Here is a 17,745-nt window from a genome sequence, read left to right as displayed (position 1 = left end):
GTTCCCGGTACGAGATCAGCTCTCACAGTGACGGTGTGCGCTGCGACGGAGGGTTGGAACTCCCCTCGTTCACCGCTCCGGTGATGGTGTCGGGTGTGAGGTCGAGTCGACGCAGTAATTGTGCGTTCGCAGCGACGATGATCGTCGACAGCGACATCAGGATCGCGCCGATCGACATCGGCAGCACGAACCCGACCGGCGCGAGCACTCCTGCCGCGAGCGGAACCGAGATGAGGTTGTATCCCGCTGCCCACCAGAGGTTTTGCTTCATCTTTCGGTACGAGGCGCGCGAGAGTTCGATCACCGACAACACCGACCTCGGGTCGTCGCTGGCGAGGATCACTCCGGCCGATGCGATTGCGACGTCGGTGCCGGCCCCGATCGCGATACCGACATCGGCCTGCGCCAGAGCCGGGGCGTCGTTGACTCCGTCGCCGACCATCGCCACCGTACGGCCTTCGCTCTGGAGTTCAGCGACGTTGTGCGACTTGTCTTCCGGTTTCACCCCGGCGAAGTAGCGGTCCACACCGAGCTCGGTGGCGACGGACTTCGCGACGGCGTCGGCATCACCGGTGATCATCACGACCGCGATTCCTCGCGCGTGCAGCGCGTCTACCGCAGTGCGTGACTCGGACCGGATCTCATCGGCGAGCGCGAGGGCACCGATCACGGCCCCGTCGGCGAGGACGTGCAGGATGATCGCCCCGTCCCCGCGCCACCGGTCGGCGACAGCGAGTTCGGATCCGTGTTCCTGCTCGAGCAGTGCCGGCCCGCCGACCTGGATCCGGACGCCGTCGACGTCGGCTGCGACCCCGACGGCGGGGGACGACTGAAAGCCGGCTGCAGCCGGGACCGTCAGGTTCCGCGCGCGTGCGGCCTCGACGATGGCACGGGCGAGTGGATGTTCGGAATCTGCTTCTGCGGCAGCGGCCAGCGCGAGAACGTTGTCGGCGGTGCGCCCGCCGGTCACCTCGACTGCGGTGACGGTGGGTTCACCCTTGGTGAGGGTCCCGGTCTTGTCGAACAGCACGGTGTCCACCGTGCGCATGGTTTCGAGTGCGAGCCGGTCCTTGACCAGAACACCGCCGCGGGCGGCGCGTTCGGTGGCGATGGAGACCACCAGCGGAATCGCCAGTCCGAGTGCGTGCGGGCAGGCGATGACCAGCACGGTGATGGTGCGGATGACGGCGTCGTCGGGCATCCCGGCCAGAGTCCACACCGCAGCGGTGATGATCGCGGCACCGAGAGCGAACCAGAACAGCCAGCCAGCGGCGGTGTCCGCGATGCGCTGAGCGCGCGAGGTCGAGTTCTGGGCGTCGGCGACCAGGCGGCCGATGCCGGCGAGGGCGGTGTCCTCCCCTACTGCGGTGACCTTGATGCGGAGACCGGAGTCGGTGGCGACAGTGCCGGCGACGACTTGGTCGCCGCCGCTGCGGCGGACGGTGCGTGATTCGCCGGTGATCATCGATTCGTCCATGCTCGCCGATCCGGAGACGATGGTGCCGTCCGCCGGTACGCGGCCGCCGGGGCGCACGACGACGACATCACCGAGCTGCAGCTCGGACGGGGGCACCGGCACCACATCGTCGCCGTCGACGCGTTCGGCGGTGTCCGGAAGCAGCGCCGCCAACGAGTCCAGAGCGGAGGTGGTCTGCGCGAGGGATCGCATTTCGATCCAGTGCCCGAGCAGCATGATCACGATCAGCAGGGCCAGTTCCCACCAGAAGTCGAGCTGATGATCGAGCAGGCCGAGGCTTGCTCCCATCGACGCGACGAATGCGACGGTGATCGCGAGGGCGATGAGCAGCATCATTCCCGGTGCACGTGAACGGATTTCGCTGACTGCTCCGGAGAGGAACGGGGAACCGCCCCAGGCATACATCACCGTTCCGAGCACCGGGGAGACCCAGGCGATCCACGATGAGTCGGGCAGTGAGTATCCGAGGAGCATCGCGAACATGTTCGAGGCAACGATCACCGGAAGGGCGAGGACCAGCATGACCCAGAACAGGCGACGAAACATACCGACGTGATCACCGTGACCGGTGTGCCCGCCGTGCTCTGCGTTGTGCCCGCCGGTGTCGTGGTCCGACTGCGGAGTCGCCTTCTCTGCCCCGTCCGTGTGCATTTCGGGTCCTTCTTCATGCCCGCTGTGCTGCAGTCTGTTCGGCGGATCCGTCCGCGCGGAGTCGACGTCGGAGTGTGTGTGATCGTTCATCGTGCTGTCCTCTCATCCATCGAGTTCGATATCCATTCATCCCATGAACTCGTGGGTTCTGGTTCGGCTGTGTATTCGGCGTCGAGGGCGACAATGATCTGCGCCTGGACGAGCGCGGCTGCACTGGTGACCGTGAATGTCCCTGCCGCCGCCGATAACGCGACAGTGTCCATTCCGATCACGGCGTTGACGTCGTTGCGGACCGACGGCTCACAGTGGCCGTACATCGATACCGGCGTAACTGACAGTGCGTGATGATCATGCGTAGCTTTCGACATCTCGGACAACATATACCCCATAGGGGTATATGTCGATCAAGTCGAACCATACCCCTTCCTGATCTCATTGGGAAGAACCGTCAGGGTGTTGTCAACGCGTGAGCGCCAGTCGGCTGGCCACCAGGTGCACCCGCGGTCGCTGTCATGCTCACGGACGGGCATGGATGTCAATACCGATTCGGTCAAGGGGCGCATGCATCCGCGGCACAGCTGAGCCTTACAGCGACGGGCGTACCTGCACACGCGCGTGGATCATCGGCGTTCGCTGCGATTTCCGTTACGAGTCTTCTCACCGACTGGAGGCAGGGCAGGGCGAATTACGCCGTGTCACGGCGCGCATGGCGAGCCCGCGTGTCGACTCTCGAAGATCGCGGAACTGCTCGTTCGGTCGATCGCTGACGCCGCAGATCGGACGGTGGAGCGATACTGTCTCGTTCACCATGGGGCTGCGGCGACGCCGATGTAGCGTTGAGTAAGTCGTAGATGGGTGTATCACTCACGTTCGGTTCCACTTTCGATCTGATCGTTTCGGTGCGCCTTCGAACGCGCCGACAGTTGCCGCTCACCGGCCCCGGGCGAGCCCTGCCCTACCGGCCAGCCGGCGCGCACCGACATATCCAGTCCGCAAACTCGGTCACATGCGGTGAAAATGCCTGCCCGTCACACCGCAGTTGCTCTTTACCGAGTGTCGGCACGCTTGCGCAGCGCAGCGGTCGCCAATTCTGCGACCGCTGCGCGATAGAAATCTCGATCTATCTCCCCGGCCGCGAATCTACGATCGAGGATTTCCTGCGCGTCCTCCCCCGATTGCGGGCGAGCGGACATCAGCCGAACCGCACCCCAGATCAACAGAGCGATCACGACCAGCCAGAACGCGGCCATTCCTGCCATCATCGTCCATCCGCCACTCATGGTGCCCATATTCATCATTGCTGCTCCTCACTCTCGCACCAGCCACCTGCTGACCTGCGGAGTGTGGTCATCCCGCAGCTCCTACTATAACGCTTAGTAGTTCAGCTACTATCGAGCATAGTAGTTGACTGCTGTCGAGACGCCGTCGCCCGGACAGGCGATGATGGAGGCAACCTGTGGGAAAGAAATCCAGCAAGTCGCGATCGAAAGCGCACAAACGACGAACCACGGCGACACGATCCGGGGGCGGCCCACCGGCTCCCCACCCCGGTGCCATACGTACTGAGCCCCAGCCAAGGCATCCCCTCTCAGCGGTGGCCCCACATTCTGCGGTCAGCGTCGCCGCCGCCGATTATCTTCGAAGCAGGGGCCACTCGCCCGGCAGCGGTGCACTCCATCCCACTGTCGCCCGGGCTTTCGCGCCGGCCTCCACTACCCCACCGCGAGCGTCGGCCCAGGCCGCAGATCCGACGATCGATACTGCAGCGCCGCCGGAGCGCCCACGTGCCCGCACGCCTGAAGCTGTTGCGCCCGCACCGCAGAGTTACGCACCCAAGCGCTCACCAGCCACCAGTTGTACCGATGAGATTTCCCAGGTCGAGCCGCTGGGGCTTGCGGTGACGTACTGGGGTGTCGGCGGGGCCGATGCCGAGCCCAGCCACGACGTGGCGATTCGCTTCACTGGATCGCGGGTGGAAGTCGAGGGCCATGCATCGACCGAGAAGGTCGGTTTCGATCGGACTCTGGTCGTGAAATCACGTCCTGCCGCTGGAGGCCGGTTCGCCGCGACCACCCGTATTCAGGGCATTGCCAGCGGGGAGTGGGAGGTGAGTGCGCGACGCATCGACGGGGGCGCAGACAGTAGCGAACGGCAGCAGAACTCTGTGCTCACCGCGCGCACTGCGCTACTGACATACGGTCCCGCTGTGCGGGTGTGGAGTTGGCCGGCGTTGGTAGCCGCGGGAGCGGTGGTTGCATTGATTGTTCAGGGATTCCTGCTCTCACGCATGGATGCCAATGTTGCTGCTGCTGTTGCAATTTCAGCTCTGAGTTGCATTCTGGGATATATCGGTGCCAAGGTTTGGTACTTGATCTTGCACCGTCGACCGATATCTACTTTCATCCGCGCAGGAGCGTGCATACAAGGCTTCCTCCTCGTTTCGCTCGGCACCTTGGTCATCGGCGGAGCACTCGGGGGTATGGACGTCGGCGCAGTCCTGGATGCAACCACCCCGGGATTGTTTCTCGGCATGGCGATCGGTCGTCCGGGATGCTTCTTGGCGGGCTGCTGTTCGGGGCGTCCGACTCGATCTCGGTGGGGCCTGTTTTCGTCCGATCGCACCCTGGCGACGAGGAGGATTCCGGTTCAGCTCTACGAGGCCGCTGCAGCCCTGTTGATCGCGGGAGTTGCGCTCGCCGCGGTACTTCAGGTCGACCTTCCCGTCGGAGGGCTGGTCTTCCTGGGGAGTATTGCCGCATACACATTGGTCCGGCAAGGCCTGTTTCTGTTTCGAGTGGACGCGCACACTCGTCGAGGCCGACTCACTGTCTCGCTCATCTGCTGCGCGGTCCTCATCGGCGTCCTCGCAGCGTCGCAGGTGCTCTCGTGATCACCGAACGTATTTTTATGCGTGTGCCTTTCGGTGATCACCTCGATGCGATGGCACCGCATTCGGTGTCCCGATCGACGCTCCGTAGTCCGGCATCGATACTGACTGTCCTCGTCCTTGCACTCGCTGGATGTACCGGCGGCGAGGCCACTGAGCCCAGTGCGTCGATGCCCGTCGCTACGCGGGCAGAACTGCTCGATCCCGCTGACTTCGCCGCCGCGATTGCCGATCCCGGCCGAGTCACGATCAACGTCCATACCCCCAACGAGGGCCAGCTCCCTGGAACCGATTCGAGTCTTCCCTTCGACCAGATCCGACAACAGGCCGCGACGTTGCCGCCCGACCGGACCACACCGCTGGCGATCTACTGCCGTACCGGGACAATGAGCGCCACCGCGGCGAAAGACCTGGCCGCTCTCGGCTATACCGATGTCGTCGAACTACAAGGCGGCATGCTCGCGTGGCGACACACCGGACGAACCATCGAAGAATGATCAATCACCTTCCGCAGTGCCGACCCCGGAGGTTGATCACCAGAACGTGTCCGATGAAATCGGATGCCGAGATCGTCTTGTTCGGGGTTCACCAGGTCGGGACCGGACAATTCGCCGATGGTTCCCGCTGCTGCCGGGAAGTAGTCGATATCGGTTTGCCACCGGGCGCAACGGAGTCGAACGGGCCCCCTCCCCGTACCGCCGAATCAGAACCTCTCGCGCATGCTGTCCCGCTCAGTGCTACCAGCGCAGGCGTGCCCTCGCCCCAGGTTGCCTTCTCCTCGGCGGTGGTTCGGCTCCGTCGGCCGACTCGCTCACGATCGACAACGTATGGACGTGCTGGCAGCGCGCGATGTCAGGCGAAGAACGAGACGGCCGGTCGTCGGAGGACGCGGGCGCTCTACACCGAGGCGTACAAGCGTGAGCGCCGCCGTCAAGGTCGGGTTGGGTGGTCCTGATGGCGGGTGTCGTGATCGGTGCGACCCACGTCGTAATTCATCTCGGGCAGCTTCGGTTTCTTCCGAGCGCCGGATGGCAGGATCTCGCGGTCGGCTATCCGATGGCGATGGTCCTCGCGCTCGTCGGTCTCATGATGATCGCTTCCCGCACCCGAAAGCCGAGGGGCGAGTATTGCGGACTCGCTCCCGTGATCTGTAGTGCCGCGCGGGGCATTTCATCCCACCGCGCAGGATGCCAACGTCATGGCCCCCAGCAGGGCCACTACTGGTAACGCAGGCAGGGCAACGGCGGTGCACGCTACGAACGCCCGCGCCCACCGGAGGGGAGCATGCGGGATCACTCGGTCCACGGCGAGACGATCGAGCCGCACAACGGTGGCATCGGAAACCATACCGAGGGCGGGCAGAGGAACAGGGTGCGGGCGCAGCGAAGTCAGAGCGCGCCGCACGGGGTCTCGTCCGTGCGAGCGGGCTGCGCGGGCGTCCGCGTCGAGTTCGACCAGAGCGCGCACGAGCGAAGGTGACGCTCGCATGATCGGTAGCCACGGAAACGCATAGGCCACCGACTCGGCAATGCCTACGAGCAGATGATGCCGGCCATCGATGTGTGCACGTTCGTGTGCGAGGACCGCCTCGACTTCAGCAGGCGTCAACTGCGTACGCAGCCCCTCGCTGGCCACGACCATCGCCGGTCGTCCCGCGACGCTGTACGCGAGAGGACTGTCCAACGGAAGCCACAAGGTCGACGCGGGTTGATTCGAACCGGAAAACCCGACGCCTCCAGCGATGATGCGCAGCAGATCGATGTGCCGCTCGTACACTCGCCGTCGCTCACACACTGCGCGCCTCAGGTGGACGATCCAGCGGACTGCGCCGCAGCCCAACATCGCAATCCCGACAACCCCGACGATGGCCTCGACGCGGGCAGGTATGTCGCCCTGAAGGGCGAGCCAGCATTGGTGTGCGATGTCGACCAGGGTCGTCACGCCCCCATGACTGGGGATCGCACTGAGCACGACCGGTACCGCAATGCTGACCAAGGTGCCCACAACGAGCGCCGACCACGTCAAGAGCGTGACGTGCGCATCGATACCTCTGTCGATCATCGACCTCATCAGCAATGGCGCGGCAGCCGCAACCAACAGCCCACCGAGGGCCCACAGGAGTACGGCAGTCACCTCTGACGCTCTTTCAGACCGCGGGTGAGCACCTTCGATTCGTCATCGGAAGCGCCGCGGGCGAAGTGCAGCAGCACGCTCGTCGGGTCGCCGGTCGATTCGAGAAGTATTCGCAAGGCGTCGGAGGCGGCTTCTTCCCTGCTTCGGGTGGCTTCGTACCAATATGCCCGTCCGTTGCGTTGTCGGTGTACCCAGCCTTTACGGTGCAAATTGTCGAGCACCGTCTGAATCGTGGTGTACGCCGGTTCTCGACCGTCCTCGAGTTGATCGATGACATCACGAACCCGGACTGCGGCGCTGGTATTCCACACCACGTCCATCACCAGAGCTTCGAGCTCTCCCAAACCCTGCATGAGTGCCTCCTAGGCGCGTGTTCACTCTATCCCGTCGAACGAGCCAGCTACGTGATCCTTCGGTAGCGAGCACCCTGGTCCGAGAGGTTTGCATGCCTCGAATACGAATGCGGCCGTAGGCTCACGCCAGGTAGGACACCGATGTCATCATTCCCGCTTCCCCGTGATAGAGGTTGTGGCAGTGCAGAAGCCACTGGCCGGGATTGTCGGTGTCGAAGTCGACTTCGACAGTTTGGTTCGGCAAGACCAGCGAGGTGTCCTTCCGGGGGCCTGATCCGGCACCGTTGACAACCTCGAAGGTGTGTCCGTGCAGATGCATGGGATGAAACATCGTGGTGGCGTTGACGAAGCGAAGTCGTACTCTTTCGCCTTCGCGAACGTCGAGGGGGGTGTGCTGCTCGTACGTCTCACCGTTGAGCGTCCAGGTGTACCCGCCCATCTCCATCCCGAGAGCGATGTCGTACGTGCGATCCGGCTCGCGTGCGGACAAGCGGACCGTATCGAGCGACCTCAGTCGATCAGCCATCACCGGGGCTGCAGAGAGTTCGGCAGGCCGGACTGAGGACTGCGGCGCGGCGCCTGGCCCGGTACGCAACACAGCGAACCCGCTCCCGTCCTTACCTTCCGCGGCGGCGACAATCGGAAACGCCCCGTCCTGCAAGGTGATGATTGCGTCGTAACGCTCTCCCATCCCTATCAACAAGCATTGCGCCTGCTCGGGCTGAACCGGAAATCCGTCGCTGTGAGTAACAGTGAGAGGATGCCCCCCCACTGCGAAACGGAAGGCCGTGTCGGCAGCTGCGTTGATGATGCGCAGGCGCAGCCGCTGGCCCGGCCGTCCGCCGAGCACGATGGGGTCGGCGGCGATCTTGCCGTTGATCAGGTAGTACGGGTAGCTCACGTCGCCGGTGTCGCCACCGAGAGGCGACTGGGCGGTGGGCGCGCTCATCGACATGCCGCCCATCGACATGCCCTCGCTGCGCAGCCGTTCGAGTTCTCGATCGGGGTCGCCGGCTACCCCGTCGAGCCAGTCGTCCAGGACCAGGACGGCTTCGAGGTCGTAGTCCGAGCCGTCGGCGGGGTCCTCGACGATCAGCGGTGCATACAGTCCTCTGTCGAGTTGGGTACCGACGTGAGGGTGAAAGAAGTACGTGCCCGCGTCGGGCACGGTGAAGTCGTAGCCGAACGAGTCACCGGAAGCCACAGCCGGCTGAGTCAGGCCCGGCACTCCGTCCATGTCGTTGCGCAAGGCGATTCCGTGCCAATGGATCGTCGTCTCCTGCTCGAGGCGGTTGTCGAGCTGTGCGCGCAACACATCACCTCGGCTCAGGCGAATCTCGGCACCGGGGAGTCTGTCGCCGAAAGTCCAGGTCTGTACCTGCACTCCGCCGAGGTCGATCGTGCTCGACTGAGCTCTCAAGGAAATATCGACTTGTCTGCCGACGGCCGAGCGCCGCGCGTCCTCGGCCTGTCCCACCACATCGGAGTCCGGTCCGACAACTGTCGCTGCGGACGAGCCATTGCCGCATGCCGCCAACACGACGGCACTCGTTCCGGCCGCGCTCAGCGCGAGAAAGTTGCGGCGCGTGAGCGAGAACGCACCTGCCCGCTGCCTGGTCATACACATCTCCCAATTCTGTAGAAGTCCGTCCGCCGGCGGGCGTTCGATCCTCGCCGCGTTGCTGGTGCTGGTGCTCGTGCTCGTGCTCGTGCTGAGATCAGCGCACAAGCGCTGTTACCGCCTCCCGCACCTGACTCGGGTCGTAGAACACCGGCGTCGAGGTGATGCGCTCGATCGTTCCATCGCTCTGGACCAAGAAACTCAGGGGCAGGACAGGGGGCGCGTCAAGTGTCTGCAACGCCGCGTCGGCCTGATCGAACGAGGGATAGTGCACTCCCAGCTCGGTGAGCAGGCTCAATGCCGCATCGGCATCGTCTTGGACGTTGAGACCGACGACCCGAACCGCATCCGGTTCTGCGGCGTACTGGGCCAGAACCGGAATCTCCTGTCTACACGGACCGCACCACGACGCCCAGACATTGAGCAATGTGGGTTGCCCAGCCAGGGAGGTCCCCAGATCGGATAAGTCCGACGTTCCCAAGCATCGTGCGGACGTACCGACGAGCTCGCCAGTTACGGGGGACGGAACCGGCGACGAGGTCGGGCACGGCTCGAGGGCAGCACGGGTAGCGATCACTGCCGACGGGAGATCCTCGTCCTCGACGTGAGGTGCCGATCCTGCGGACCCCACCGACTGGGTCGAGGGATCTCGAGACCACAATGCCAGCGCTCCAACAACTGTCACGATGACGATGATCGCAAGTAGGGACCAGCGTGTCGTCACCCGCTGCACCCTGCACCTCTGTCTCGTTCACCTCGACGATGTCTTCCGGTCTGTCAGCGTCATACTACACGATCTACTATCTTCGATAGTAGCAACGTGGATCCTGCACGCCGTCAACGCTTTCGCGGCCCCTTCACCCTCGGGCCTCACAGTGCCAGCACACAGCTCTCCGGCCGTTCGCCGAAGACGACCGTCCCCATCGAGGCGCACGATGAAGGCCGTCCAGCGACGCCGAGTCCTTCTGGCGCAGAAGATATTACGTACATGAACTTCGGCTCCCGAGAAACAACCCGACGATCGAAATGGGTCGCAGGGTGCGAATGTTACCGATGTAATTCACTGTGACTGATGGTGCTTGTGCGGAAAGGGTGTAATAGTGATGCGGCGTGTCGCCTTGACTCGAAGGCGACCTGAATTACTGCCAGGTATGCAGTTGCCGTCCAGGAGGACCACCGACATGAGACCTCTGCCCTCGTCCTCGTACATGGCGCACCGAACTCGGTGGGGTACTCGCATCCTCGTCGGTACCGCGTTCGTGGGAGGCATCCTCGCGCTGGCACCCACGGCGTCTGCAGCCCCGGACGCCGATCCGGCTGCGCCGCCGCCTGCCTTCCCCGCGCAGGCCCAATCGGACCCGCACGTCCAACAGGAGGTCCTCGATCTCGTCGTCGGCGCACTACGCGAGATTCGCGCCAACGGCGCTCTCGACGACCTGGCCGGCCCACAGAGCCGCATCGTCTCCTGCCTCGTGGGCACGATCGGAGCCACCGATACAGCTGACGGACCAACGGGAGCCCTTTCGCGACTGATCCCCTGTCTCGCGCCGATCGACGACATCGACCCCACAGTTCTCCCCCGACTGGTGTCGTCGATGGACGTCGCCACACTTGCATCCACACTCGCGGCCGCCGAGACTCCCCACGATCCGGCCACCCCGCACACCTCGTCGCGCGGACATGCGGCGGTCCCACCCGGCAGGTCGAACGCCGAGCCCTCGACCGAACAACCGACCGCCCAAGGCACCCAGGACACTCAGGACACTCAGGACACTCAGGACCCCGAGTCGGCCGCCGACCCGTCGACGCCCGAACTGCCCGCGCTCGAACCCGACGCCACTGTGCCTGAAACGTCGGCACCCGGCACGTCATCTGAAACAACGACACCCGAAACCACGACACCCGAGGCGGGCGATCATCCGTCGGCCGCCCCGCAATCCCCTACCGGCACAACAGGGTCGAGCAACGGAAAGTATCGTGCGCCGACAACAGGAACGTTGACCTCGACCTTCGGCGACGGCCGCGCCCATCAAGGAATCGACATCGCCAACTCCACCGGTACACCGATCGTCGCCGTTGCGGACGGCGACGTGATCAGCGCAGGACCGGCCCAGGGCTTCGGACTCTGGGTGCGCATACGCCACGATGACGGCACCGTAACGACCTACGGGCACAACAACGACAACCTCGTGACCGTAGGTCAACGCGTCACTGCTGGTGAAGAAATTGCGACGGTAGGAAACCGGGGTATCTCCACCGGTCCACATCTGCACTTCGAGGTCGACACACCCGCCGGCAACAAGGTCGACCCCAGACTTTGGCTCGCGGAACGCGGAGCCACCATCACCGGTTCGGACCGTGACTCGTAGTCGAGCCTCGACCGCACGGCCCGCCGATGGGAACGAATTCCGCACTGTTGCACTGACTTCGGATGCGTCTCTGCGGTCTCGTTTTCACCATCAGACCTGAACCCTCGGTGCCTCGACATGTTCAGCGGGCGCGCAGTACGATCGCCCGCATTCCGGTAAGTTCGCCGTACCTACTGCGAGCCCGAGAGGTGAAACGGGGGCCTACGACCGAACAGCCGCGTCGGACAGCGCGACACCCCGAGAGGCGAGCCACTCCTGAGGATCGACCTTGCTCCCCGCCGCGTCGACGACCTCGAAATGCAGGTGAGGCCCGGTCGATTGGCCACGATTGCCGACAGTGGCGATCTGCTCACCGGCTTGCACTCGTTGCCCCACGGTCACCAAGGTTTGATCGATGTGCCCGTAGACCGTTGTCGTTCCATCGTCATGCTGAAGACGTACCCAGAGGCCGAAACCGTCTGCAGGACCGGAGTCGAGCACGGTAGCGTCGGCTGCCGCGTAGACGGGAGTTCCGATAGCGTTGGCGATGTCGAGCCCGGTGTGCGTAGTCCCCCATCGTGGACCGAAATCCGAGGTCAGGGTCCCGGCGACCGGACGAACGAACAGTGGTCGCAGCGCCGCTGCATCACGCGCAGCGCTCTCCTCTGCCCTTCGTTGCCCCTTCGCCAACCGCTCGATCGCATCGTTGATATTGGAGATCTCCGGTATGGCGAGGATCTGAGGCAAGTATTCGGCCACCGGGTCCTGCATCGGTGTCGCTTCGTGCACGGGGACTGCCTGCGCCTGTGCGGGACTCGCATATTGGGCACCCGCCGTGACCAGAGCGCCCGCTGCCACCGCAATACCGACAGCGACACTGCCGCGGCGCTCGGTGGCGCGCGCCCGAGCGCGATGCCGCCCTCTCGGCGTCACCGCCACTCCCTGCACGTCACAGTCCGACAACTGTCGACGTCGGTCGGTCATGCGGGTCATACGGTGTTGTGCCACAGCAGAGTCCTCGGTAATCGAATGGAGCGAGGCGTAATCATCGACGTGCGCACCTCACTGATGTATCGAACGGATCACGACGCGATAACGAAAAGATACACGACGAGTGGGGTAATTACTATCATGGTTAGTAGTTCGATGTCCCCCGCAGTGGTTTCGTGCCTCACAGCGCGGTAGCACCGGACGTCGACGGTCGGAGACCATCGGCCGGCGAACGCTGCCTTCTCCATGCGAGAGCACACCCCACGACAGCAAGAACGACCGCGGCGTACTCCGGAAGCGGTCCCAGCTTTGTCGCCCACGTCGATCTCGTTTCCAGGGCAACATCAGCGACCAACGTCTGCGCAGCGAACAAGCCCGAACGATCTGCGACCTTCCCCTGTGGGTCGATGACGGCACTGACCCCACTGGTCGCCGCAACGAGAACAGTCCTGTTGTGCTCGACCGCCCGCAGCCGCGACATCGCCAACTGCTGGTAGGTCATATCGGTGCGCCCGAACGTCGCATTGTTGGTGGGGACCGTGATCAGCTGCGCCCCCGCACGCACGGACTCAGTGACCAGGTCATCGAACGCGACCTCGTAACACGTGGCGACGGCCGTCGGAATTCCGGCGATATCGACGACACCGTCGCCCGACCCGGGAACGAAGTTACCGGCCTGCGAGGCGTAGGAGGACAACCTCGTCATCACAGATCGCATCGGGAGATACTCTCCGAAAGGAACAAGTTTGCGTTTGTCGTGTCGCTCCCCCGGTCCGAGTACCGGATCCCACACGATCGAGGTATTCATCGAGGTGCCGTCGTCGTTACCGAGCACAGCTCCGACCAGAATCGGCACCCCGACCGACCGCGCTGCAGCGTCGATCCCGGCAGTGGCGTCGGCGTTGCGCAGTGGGTCGATATCGGATGCATTCTCCGGCCAGATCACCAGGTCGGGAGCGGGCACCCTGCCGGCGGTGATGTCGTCCCCGAGCTGCATTGTTCGCTCGATGTGATTGTCGAGAACTGCTCGACGTTGCGAGTTGAAGTCCAGACCCGACCGCGGAACGTTGCCTTGAACAACGGCGACCGTCGCACGCGCTGCGCCTGCATCGTCAGCGGGAGTGAGCGCGAAAGCCAGAGCCGGCACGATCACCACAGTGGCCACCGACCCGACTGCGAATCGCGACGTCGGCGAGCGTACCTGGCGGACCACACTGGCCAGTGCCGCGCCGATCACTGCGACTGCAAAAGATACACCGGGCGCACCGGCGAACGCGGCAAGCGAGAGCAGAGGGCCGTCTGCTTGGGCGAAAGCTAGTTTCCCCCACGGAAATCCCCCGAACGGAATCCGTGCGCGCAGACCTTCGGTGGCGGTCCAGATCGCGGCGATCCACAGCGCTTCGAAGCGCAACCCGGACACTGCGGCCGCTGCAGCGCAGAACAGTGCCACTGCTATCGCTTGGATCGCCGCGAGCGCCAGCCACGGCGGGGCACCGACGTAGACACCCACCCAGGGCAGCAGAGGCAGAAAGAACGCAAGCCCCGACAGATACCCATAGAAGAATGCCGCCCGGATGGAACGGCCGCGGATGACGAGAACAAGAACCCCGACACCCAACGGCGCGAGGAACCACAGCGACCGAGGTGGAAAGCCCGCGTACAACAGCACACCAGCAGATACCGCACACGATGACCTGCCTGCTATCGCGGTGAACACACGGCGACGTCGGGTTCGTCGGTGACGGTTCACTGTTGTTGCGCTGGACTCGATATCGAGCATGCCTGCATGGCTCTTTTCTCATGTACGGCATAGCGCCACCTGACCACCCTCGGTTACTACTATGCACGATAGTAGTAACAGCGGTGAGCCCGGACCGGCTCCCCCGCCGACACCGCGCCTCTGCGACGTCGATGCATACCCCGGGATATCGACCGCGCACCTTCGCTGTGCCCTTTGTCCTTCGCGGTGCCCTTCGTGGCCGGGCATCGACCGGTGCACGGACCACCCTCGGCTCGCACAAGATGCGTGCTGGACCCCGGGATGGAGACTGGCTTCTACCGCGCCGCAGCACGCCGACATATGCGGGTGCATCTGCTCTGGCGGCCATCATGATCACCGCCCCGATCGTCCTGGCCGTGTTCGACGTGACCAGAAACATGTGGTGCCTGCGGGCGGGCGGTGTGACCGCCCGATTCGGCGGCGGCACATCAGGGGCACCCTGAATGGGTTTGGGCCAACCCAGTTTCCGGCTGCTACCGTCGAGGCGTTGTGAGAATCTCTGCGCTGGGCCCGCCGCGCCTGCGGACGGTTATCGCAGTCGCCGCTGTCCTGTATTTGTTGGCTCACACCATCGCTCAATGCGGCATCGCCTGGGAACAGGACCATCACAGCGACGGCGTACACATCGTTTCGTCCTCGTCTCAGGCCGCCGCGGAACTCTCCCCCAACCACGCGCACATCGACGACGGATCGCCCCACATGGCGCACGATACGAACACCGTCATCGCAATGCCCCGATCCGACAACCCGCCCCGCCCATCGACCATCGCCGCGGTCGCAGCGATGGCCTTCGCTGTGGTGTTGGTGGCGATGTCTGCCCCGCGCATTTCGCGAGCCCCACCGGATCTACCCATTCCGATCCGGCACGGCCGAACCGTCTTGAACGAACTCTGTATCAACAGGTGCTGATCAGCAGCCCGCGGGCCATCCGAGGACTTCTCCTCTCATGGCCCAGTTCGTGCTGCCCATCACTCACTTACTGCGCTCCTCGCAGATCACATACAGGGACTACTCATCATGAACAGTGCTGTTCGCTCCACACTCGTGCCACCGTCCTCCGCCGGCCACATGTTGGCGACCGCCAAGAACTGCCCGGAACCGAGCACAATGGTCGGCAACACGCCCGTTCTGTGGATCGGTGAACCGTTCGCGGACTCCGGCCGCGGCTTCTGGGCGAAACTCGAAGGCAGCAATCCCGGTGGGATGAAAGACCGCCCCGCGCTGCACATGGTCGAAAAAGCCAAGGCCCGCGGCGACCTCGCTCCCGGCGCGATGATCATCGAATCCACCAGCGGAACCCTCGGCCTGGGTCTGGCCCTGGCCGGGATCACCCATCACCACCCCGTCACCCTCGTCGCCGACCCGGGACTGGAACCGATCGTGCACCGGATGCTCGCCGCGTACGGTGCCCGCGTCGAACTGGTCACCACACCGCACCCCGACGGCGGCTGGCAGCAGGCCCGGCGTGAGAAGGTCCGTGAGCTCCTCGATACACATCCAGGGTCGTGGTGCCCGGATCAGTACACCAACCCGGACAATGTCGAGGCGTACGAGTCGCTCGCTCACGAACTCATCGCCCAGCTCGGACGCGTCGACACCTTGGTTTGCTCGGTGGGCACCGGAGGGCACTCCGCCGGGGTGGCCCGGGTGCTCCGGCAGTTCTGCCCCGACCTGAAACTGGTCGGTGTCGACACCATCGGATCGACGATCTTCGGGCAACCCGCCAGCACTCGGCTCATGCGCGGGTTGGGTTCGAGCATCTATCCCGACAACATCGACTATCCCGCCTTCGACGAGGTGCACTGGGTGGCCCCGCACGAAGCGGTGTGGTCGTGCCGCACCCTGGCGGCGACGCACCACGCCAGCGGCGGCTGGAGCGTCGGGGCCGTCGCCCTCGCGGCCGGCTGGATCGCTCGCACCAGCCCGCCGGAGACCCGGGTCGCGGCCGTCTTCCCCGACGGACCGCAGCGCTACTTCGACACCATCTACAACGACGACTACTGCACCGAGCACGGCCTGCTCGACGTTGACCCGCCGACCGAGCCGACGACCATCGCCCACCCCACCGATGAGACTGTGACGTCGTGGACGCGGTGCGCCACCGTCGTCGATCCCACCGTCGTCGATCCCACCGAGAGCGTTCGATGAAAACTTTTCTGACCAAGTTCCGTAGCTTCGACCGGCCCAGCCAGGTGTTGATGGTCAACCAGTTCTCCATCAACGTCGGTTTCTACATGCTGATGCCGTACCTGGCCGGGTATCTGGCCGGTTCCCTGGGCCTGGCGGCGTGGGCGGTCGGGCTGGTGCTGGGGATGCGGAACTTCTCCCAGCAAGGGATGTTCCTGCTCGGCGGCACCCTCGCCGACCGCCTCGGATACAAACCCCTGATCGTCGCCGGCTGCCTGCTGCGAGTTGCCGGTTTCGTACTGCTCGCGGCCGTGGAATCGCTGCCGGCGATCCTGCTCGCCTCGGCCGCGACCGGGTTCGCCGGTGCGCTGTTCAACCCGGCCGTGCGGGCGTATCTGGCCGCCGACGCAGGGCCACGGCGGGTCGAGGCGTTCGCGGTGTTCAACGTGTTCTATCAGGCCGGGATTCTGCTGGGCCCGTTGATCGGTCTCGCTCTGACCACCCTCGACTTCCGAGTCACCTCACTGGCAGCGGCCGCGATTTTTGCTGTTCTGACGATCGTGCAGATTTGGACGCTCCCCGCGCACCGGGCCGAGACGACCGGGGCCACGACATCGGTACTCGAGGACTGGCGGGTGGTGATGGCCAACCGACCCTTCGTGCTGTTCGCGCTGGCGATGATCGGATCCTACGTGCTTTCGTTCCAGATCTATCTTGCGCTGCCGCTGCAGGCTGCGGTGGTAGTCGGTAACGGCAGGTCCGACACCGCTCTGGTGACCTCGTTGTTCGTGGTCTCCGGCGTGGTCGCGATCGCCGGGCAGTTCCGGATCACGTCCTGGTTGTCCCGCAGGTGGGGTTCGGGGCGAAGCGTGGTGGTCGGTATGGCAATCATGGCGCTGGCGTTCCTCCCGCTGATCGTGCTGCCGAGCCCGGCCGCGCTGGGCGGGTGGGCCGCCGCCGGTGCCCTGGTGTTCACCGCTGCACTGTTGGCGGTCGGCACCGCCGCGGTGTTTCCGTTCGAGATGGACACGGTGGTGACCCTGTCGGGCGGGAAGCTGGTGGCCACCCATTACGGGTTCTACAACACCATCGTCGGGGTCGGCATCCTGCTCGGCAACCTGGGTACAGGAGCCGTCTTCGGGCTTCTCAGCGACGCGCATCTGGGTGCACTGATCTGGGCGATACTGACCCTGGTCGGGGCGGCATCTGTGGCCGCTCTCTATGCGCTCGATCGATCCGACCGGCTCACCCCACCCCCCACCGAGACCACGGTGACCGAAAGCGGCGAGGTACCGGCCACCGGCTAGCGGCAGTGCACGCCGAGAAGTGGCCTGCATTGCCCACACCCGAGACCTCGACGATGATTGCCGAACACGAG

General features: G+C 64.5%; 16 protein-coding genes. 8 read left to right on the top strand and 8 right to left on the bottom strand.

Annotation, left to right across the window (positions count from 1 at the left end; genetic code table 11):
• Nucleotides 1-22: 22 nt before the first annotated feature.
• The gene (locus tag AB0O58_RS21370; protein WP_366238761.1) at nt 23-2,128 is read right to left on the bottom strand and encodes a heavy metal translocating P-type ATPase; all 2,106 of its coding nucleotides are present in this window, start codon (nt 2,126-2,128) and stop codon (nt 23-25) included.
• 141 nt (nt 2,129-2,269) lie between these two features.
• On the opposite strand from AB0O58_RS21370, the gene AB0O58_RS21365 reads away from it, so the two are divergent.
• The gene (locus AB0O58_RS21365; RefSeq protein WP_155288778.1) at nt 2,270-2,473 is read left to right on the top strand and encodes a hypothetical protein; all 204 of its coding nucleotides are present in this window, start codon (nt 2,270-2,272) and stop codon (nt 2,471-2,473) included.
• A gap of 701 nt (nt 2,474-3,174) precedes the next feature.
• Here AB0O58_RS21365 and AB0O58_RS21360 read toward each other — a convergent pair.
• On the bottom strand, nt 3,175-3,426 hold the full coding sequence (locus AB0O58_RS21360) for a hypothetical protein (RefSeq protein ID WP_032401334.1): 252 nt from the start codon (nt 3,424-3,426) through the stop codon (nt 3,175-3,177).
• Nucleotides 3,427-3,722: 296 nt separating this feature from the next.
• On the opposite strand from AB0O58_RS21360, the gene AB0O58_RS21355 reads away from it, so the two are divergent.
• Both AB0O58_RS21355 and AB0O58_RS21350 read left to right on the top strand, forming a co-directional pair.
• A complete protein-coding gene (locus AB0O58_RS21355) occupies nt 3,723-5,018 on the top strand; it encodes a prolipoprotein diacylglyceryl transferase family protein (RefSeq protein ID WP_230593573.1) in 1,296 nt (431 codons plus the stop codon).
• Complete coding sequence (locus AB0O58_RS21350; RefSeq protein WP_230593572.1) at nt 5,015-5,512, top strand: rhodanese-like domain-containing protein; 498 nt, start codon at nt 5,015-5,017, stop codon at nt 5,510-5,512. The genes AB0O58_RS21355 and AB0O58_RS21350 overlap by 4 nt, the downstream gene beginning before the upstream one ends.
• A 673-nt stretch (nt 5,513-6,185) precedes the next feature.
• Here the strand turns inward: AB0O58_RS21350 and AB0O58_RS21345 are convergent.
• From AB0O58_RS21345 to AB0O58_RS21330, 4 genes are all read right to left on the bottom strand, one after another.
• Entirely contained in the window at nt 6,186-7,148 is a 963-nt protein-coding gene (locus tag AB0O58_RS21345; RefSeq protein WP_032375712.1) for a M56 family metallopeptidase, read from the bottom strand.
• Nucleotides 7,145-7,501, bottom strand: coding sequence for a BlaI/MecI/CopY family transcriptional regulator (locus AB0O58_RS21340; RefSeq protein WP_032375711.1), 357 nt, complete (start codon nt 7,499-7,501; stop codon nt 7,145-7,147). Before AB0O58_RS21340 ends, AB0O58_RS21345 begins: the two co-directional genes overlap by 4 nt.
• A gap of 121 nt (nt 7,502-7,622) precedes the next feature.
• Nucleotides 7,623-9,128, bottom strand: coding sequence for a multicopper oxidase family protein (locus AB0O58_RS21335; protein ID WP_052061723.1), 1,506 nt, complete (start codon nt 9,126-9,128; stop codon nt 7,623-7,625).
• Between the two features lie 91 nt (nt 9,129-9,219).
• Nucleotides 9,220-9,807, bottom strand: coding sequence for a TlpA disulfide reductase family protein (locus AB0O58_RS21330; RefSeq protein WP_080733473.1), 588 nt, complete (start codon nt 9,805-9,807; stop codon nt 9,220-9,222).
• A 496-nt stretch (nt 9,808-10,303) separates the two neighbouring features.
• Here AB0O58_RS21330 and AB0O58_RS21325 point away from each other — a divergent pair, with 496 nt between their 5' ends.
• Complete coding sequence (locus AB0O58_RS21325; protein ID WP_230593571.1) at nt 10,304-11,491, top strand: M23 family metallopeptidase; 1,188 nt, start codon at nt 10,304-10,306, stop codon at nt 11,489-11,491.
• 201 nt (nt 11,492-11,692) lie between these two features.
• On the opposite strand, the gene AB0O58_RS21320 is transcribed toward AB0O58_RS21325, so the two are convergent.
• Nucleotides 11,693-12,454, bottom strand: a complete 762-nt coding sequence (locus AB0O58_RS21320; RefSeq protein WP_366238758.1) for a M23 family metallopeptidase — start codon at nt 12,452-12,454, stop codon at nt 11,693-11,695.
• Nucleotides 12,455-12,641: 187 nt separating this feature from the next.
• Complete coding sequence (lnt, locus tag AB0O58_RS21315) at nt 12,642-14,177, bottom strand: apolipoprotein N-acyltransferase (RefSeq protein WP_259468177.1); 1,536 nt, start codon at nt 14,175-14,177, stop codon at nt 12,642-12,644.
• Between the two features lie 305 nt (nt 14,178-14,482).
• Between lnt and AB0O58_RS21310 the strand changes: the two genes are divergently transcribed.
• The 4 genes from AB0O58_RS21310 (at nt 14,483) to AB0O58_RS21295 (ending at nt 17,674) form a co-directional block, all read left to right on the top strand.
• Nucleotides 14,483-14,683 carry a hypothetical protein gene (locus tag AB0O58_RS21310; RefSeq protein WP_141215005.1) on the top strand — a complete coding sequence of 67 codons (201 nt, stop codon included), beginning with the start codon at nt 14,483-14,485 and terminating at the stop codon, nt 14,681-14,683.
• Nucleotides 14,684-14,729: 46 nt separating this feature from the next.
• The gene (locus tag AB0O58_RS21305) at nt 14,730-15,149 is read left to right on the top strand and encodes a hypothetical protein (protein ID WP_230593569.1); all 420 of its coding nucleotides are present in this window, start codon (nt 14,730-14,732) and stop codon (nt 15,147-15,149) included.
• Nucleotides 15,150-15,308: 159 nt separating this feature from the next.
• Entirely contained in the window at nt 15,309-16,388 is a 1,080-nt protein-coding gene (locus tag AB0O58_RS21300; protein ID WP_230558241.1) for a PLP-dependent cysteine synthase family protein, read from the top strand.
• Nucleotides 16,385-17,674 carry an MFS transporter gene (locus tag AB0O58_RS21295; protein ID WP_032375707.1) on the top strand — a complete coding sequence of 430 codons (1,290 nt, stop codon included), beginning with the start codon at nt 16,385-16,387 and terminating at the stop codon, nt 17,672-17,674. Before AB0O58_RS21300 ends, AB0O58_RS21295 begins: the two co-directional genes overlap by 4 nt.
• The last annotated feature ends 71 nt before the right edge of the window (nt 17,675-17,745 follow it).

This window comes from Rhodococcus sp. NPDC080181, assembly GCF_040702225.1.
Classification (GTDB): Bacteria; Actinomycetota; Actinomycetes; order Mycobacteriales; family Mycobacteriaceae; genus Rhodococcoides; species Rhodococcoides fascians.
This window is presented reverse-complemented; position numbering and strand designations above follow the sequence as displayed.

Excerpts from the sequence above, each read along its gene's own strand:
- AB0O58_RS21370 (WP_366238761.1), bottom strand. The coding sequence starts at position 2,128 with ATGCACACGGACGGGGCAGAGAAGGCGACTCCGCAGTCGGACCACGAC.
- AB0O58_RS21360 (WP_032401334.1), bottom strand. The coding sequence starts at position 3,426 with ATGATGAATATGGGCACCATGAGTGGCGGATGGACGATGATGGCAGGA.
- AB0O58_RS21340 (WP_032375711.1), bottom strand. The coding sequence starts at position 7,501 with ATGCAGGGTTTGGGAGAGCTCGAAGCTCTGGTGATGGACGTGGTGTGG.
- AB0O58_RS21335 (WP_052061723.1), bottom strand. The coding sequence starts at position 9,128 with ATGTGTATGACCAGGCAGCGGGCAGGTGCGTTCTCGCTCACGCGCCGC.
- AB0O58_RS21325 (WP_230593571.1), top strand. The coding sequence starts at position 10,304 with ATGAGACCTCTGCCCTCGTCCTCGTACATGGCGCACCGAACTCGGTGG.
- AB0O58_RS21320 (WP_366238758.1), bottom strand. The coding sequence starts at position 12,454 with ATGACCGACCGACGTCGACAGTTGTCGGACTGTGACGTGCAGGGAGTG.
- AB0O58_RS21310 (WP_141215005.1), top strand. The coding sequence starts at position 14,483 with ATGCGTGCTGGACCCCGGGATGGAGACTGGCTTCTACCGCGCCGCAGC.
- AB0O58_RS21300 (WP_230558241.1), top strand. The coding sequence starts at position 15,309 with ATGTTGGCGACCGCCAAGAACTGCCCGGAACCGAGCACAATGGTCGGC.
- AB0O58_RS21295 (WP_032375707.1), top strand. The coding sequence starts at position 16,385 with ATGAAAACTTTTCTGACCAAGTTCCGTAGCTTCGACCGGCCCAGCCAG.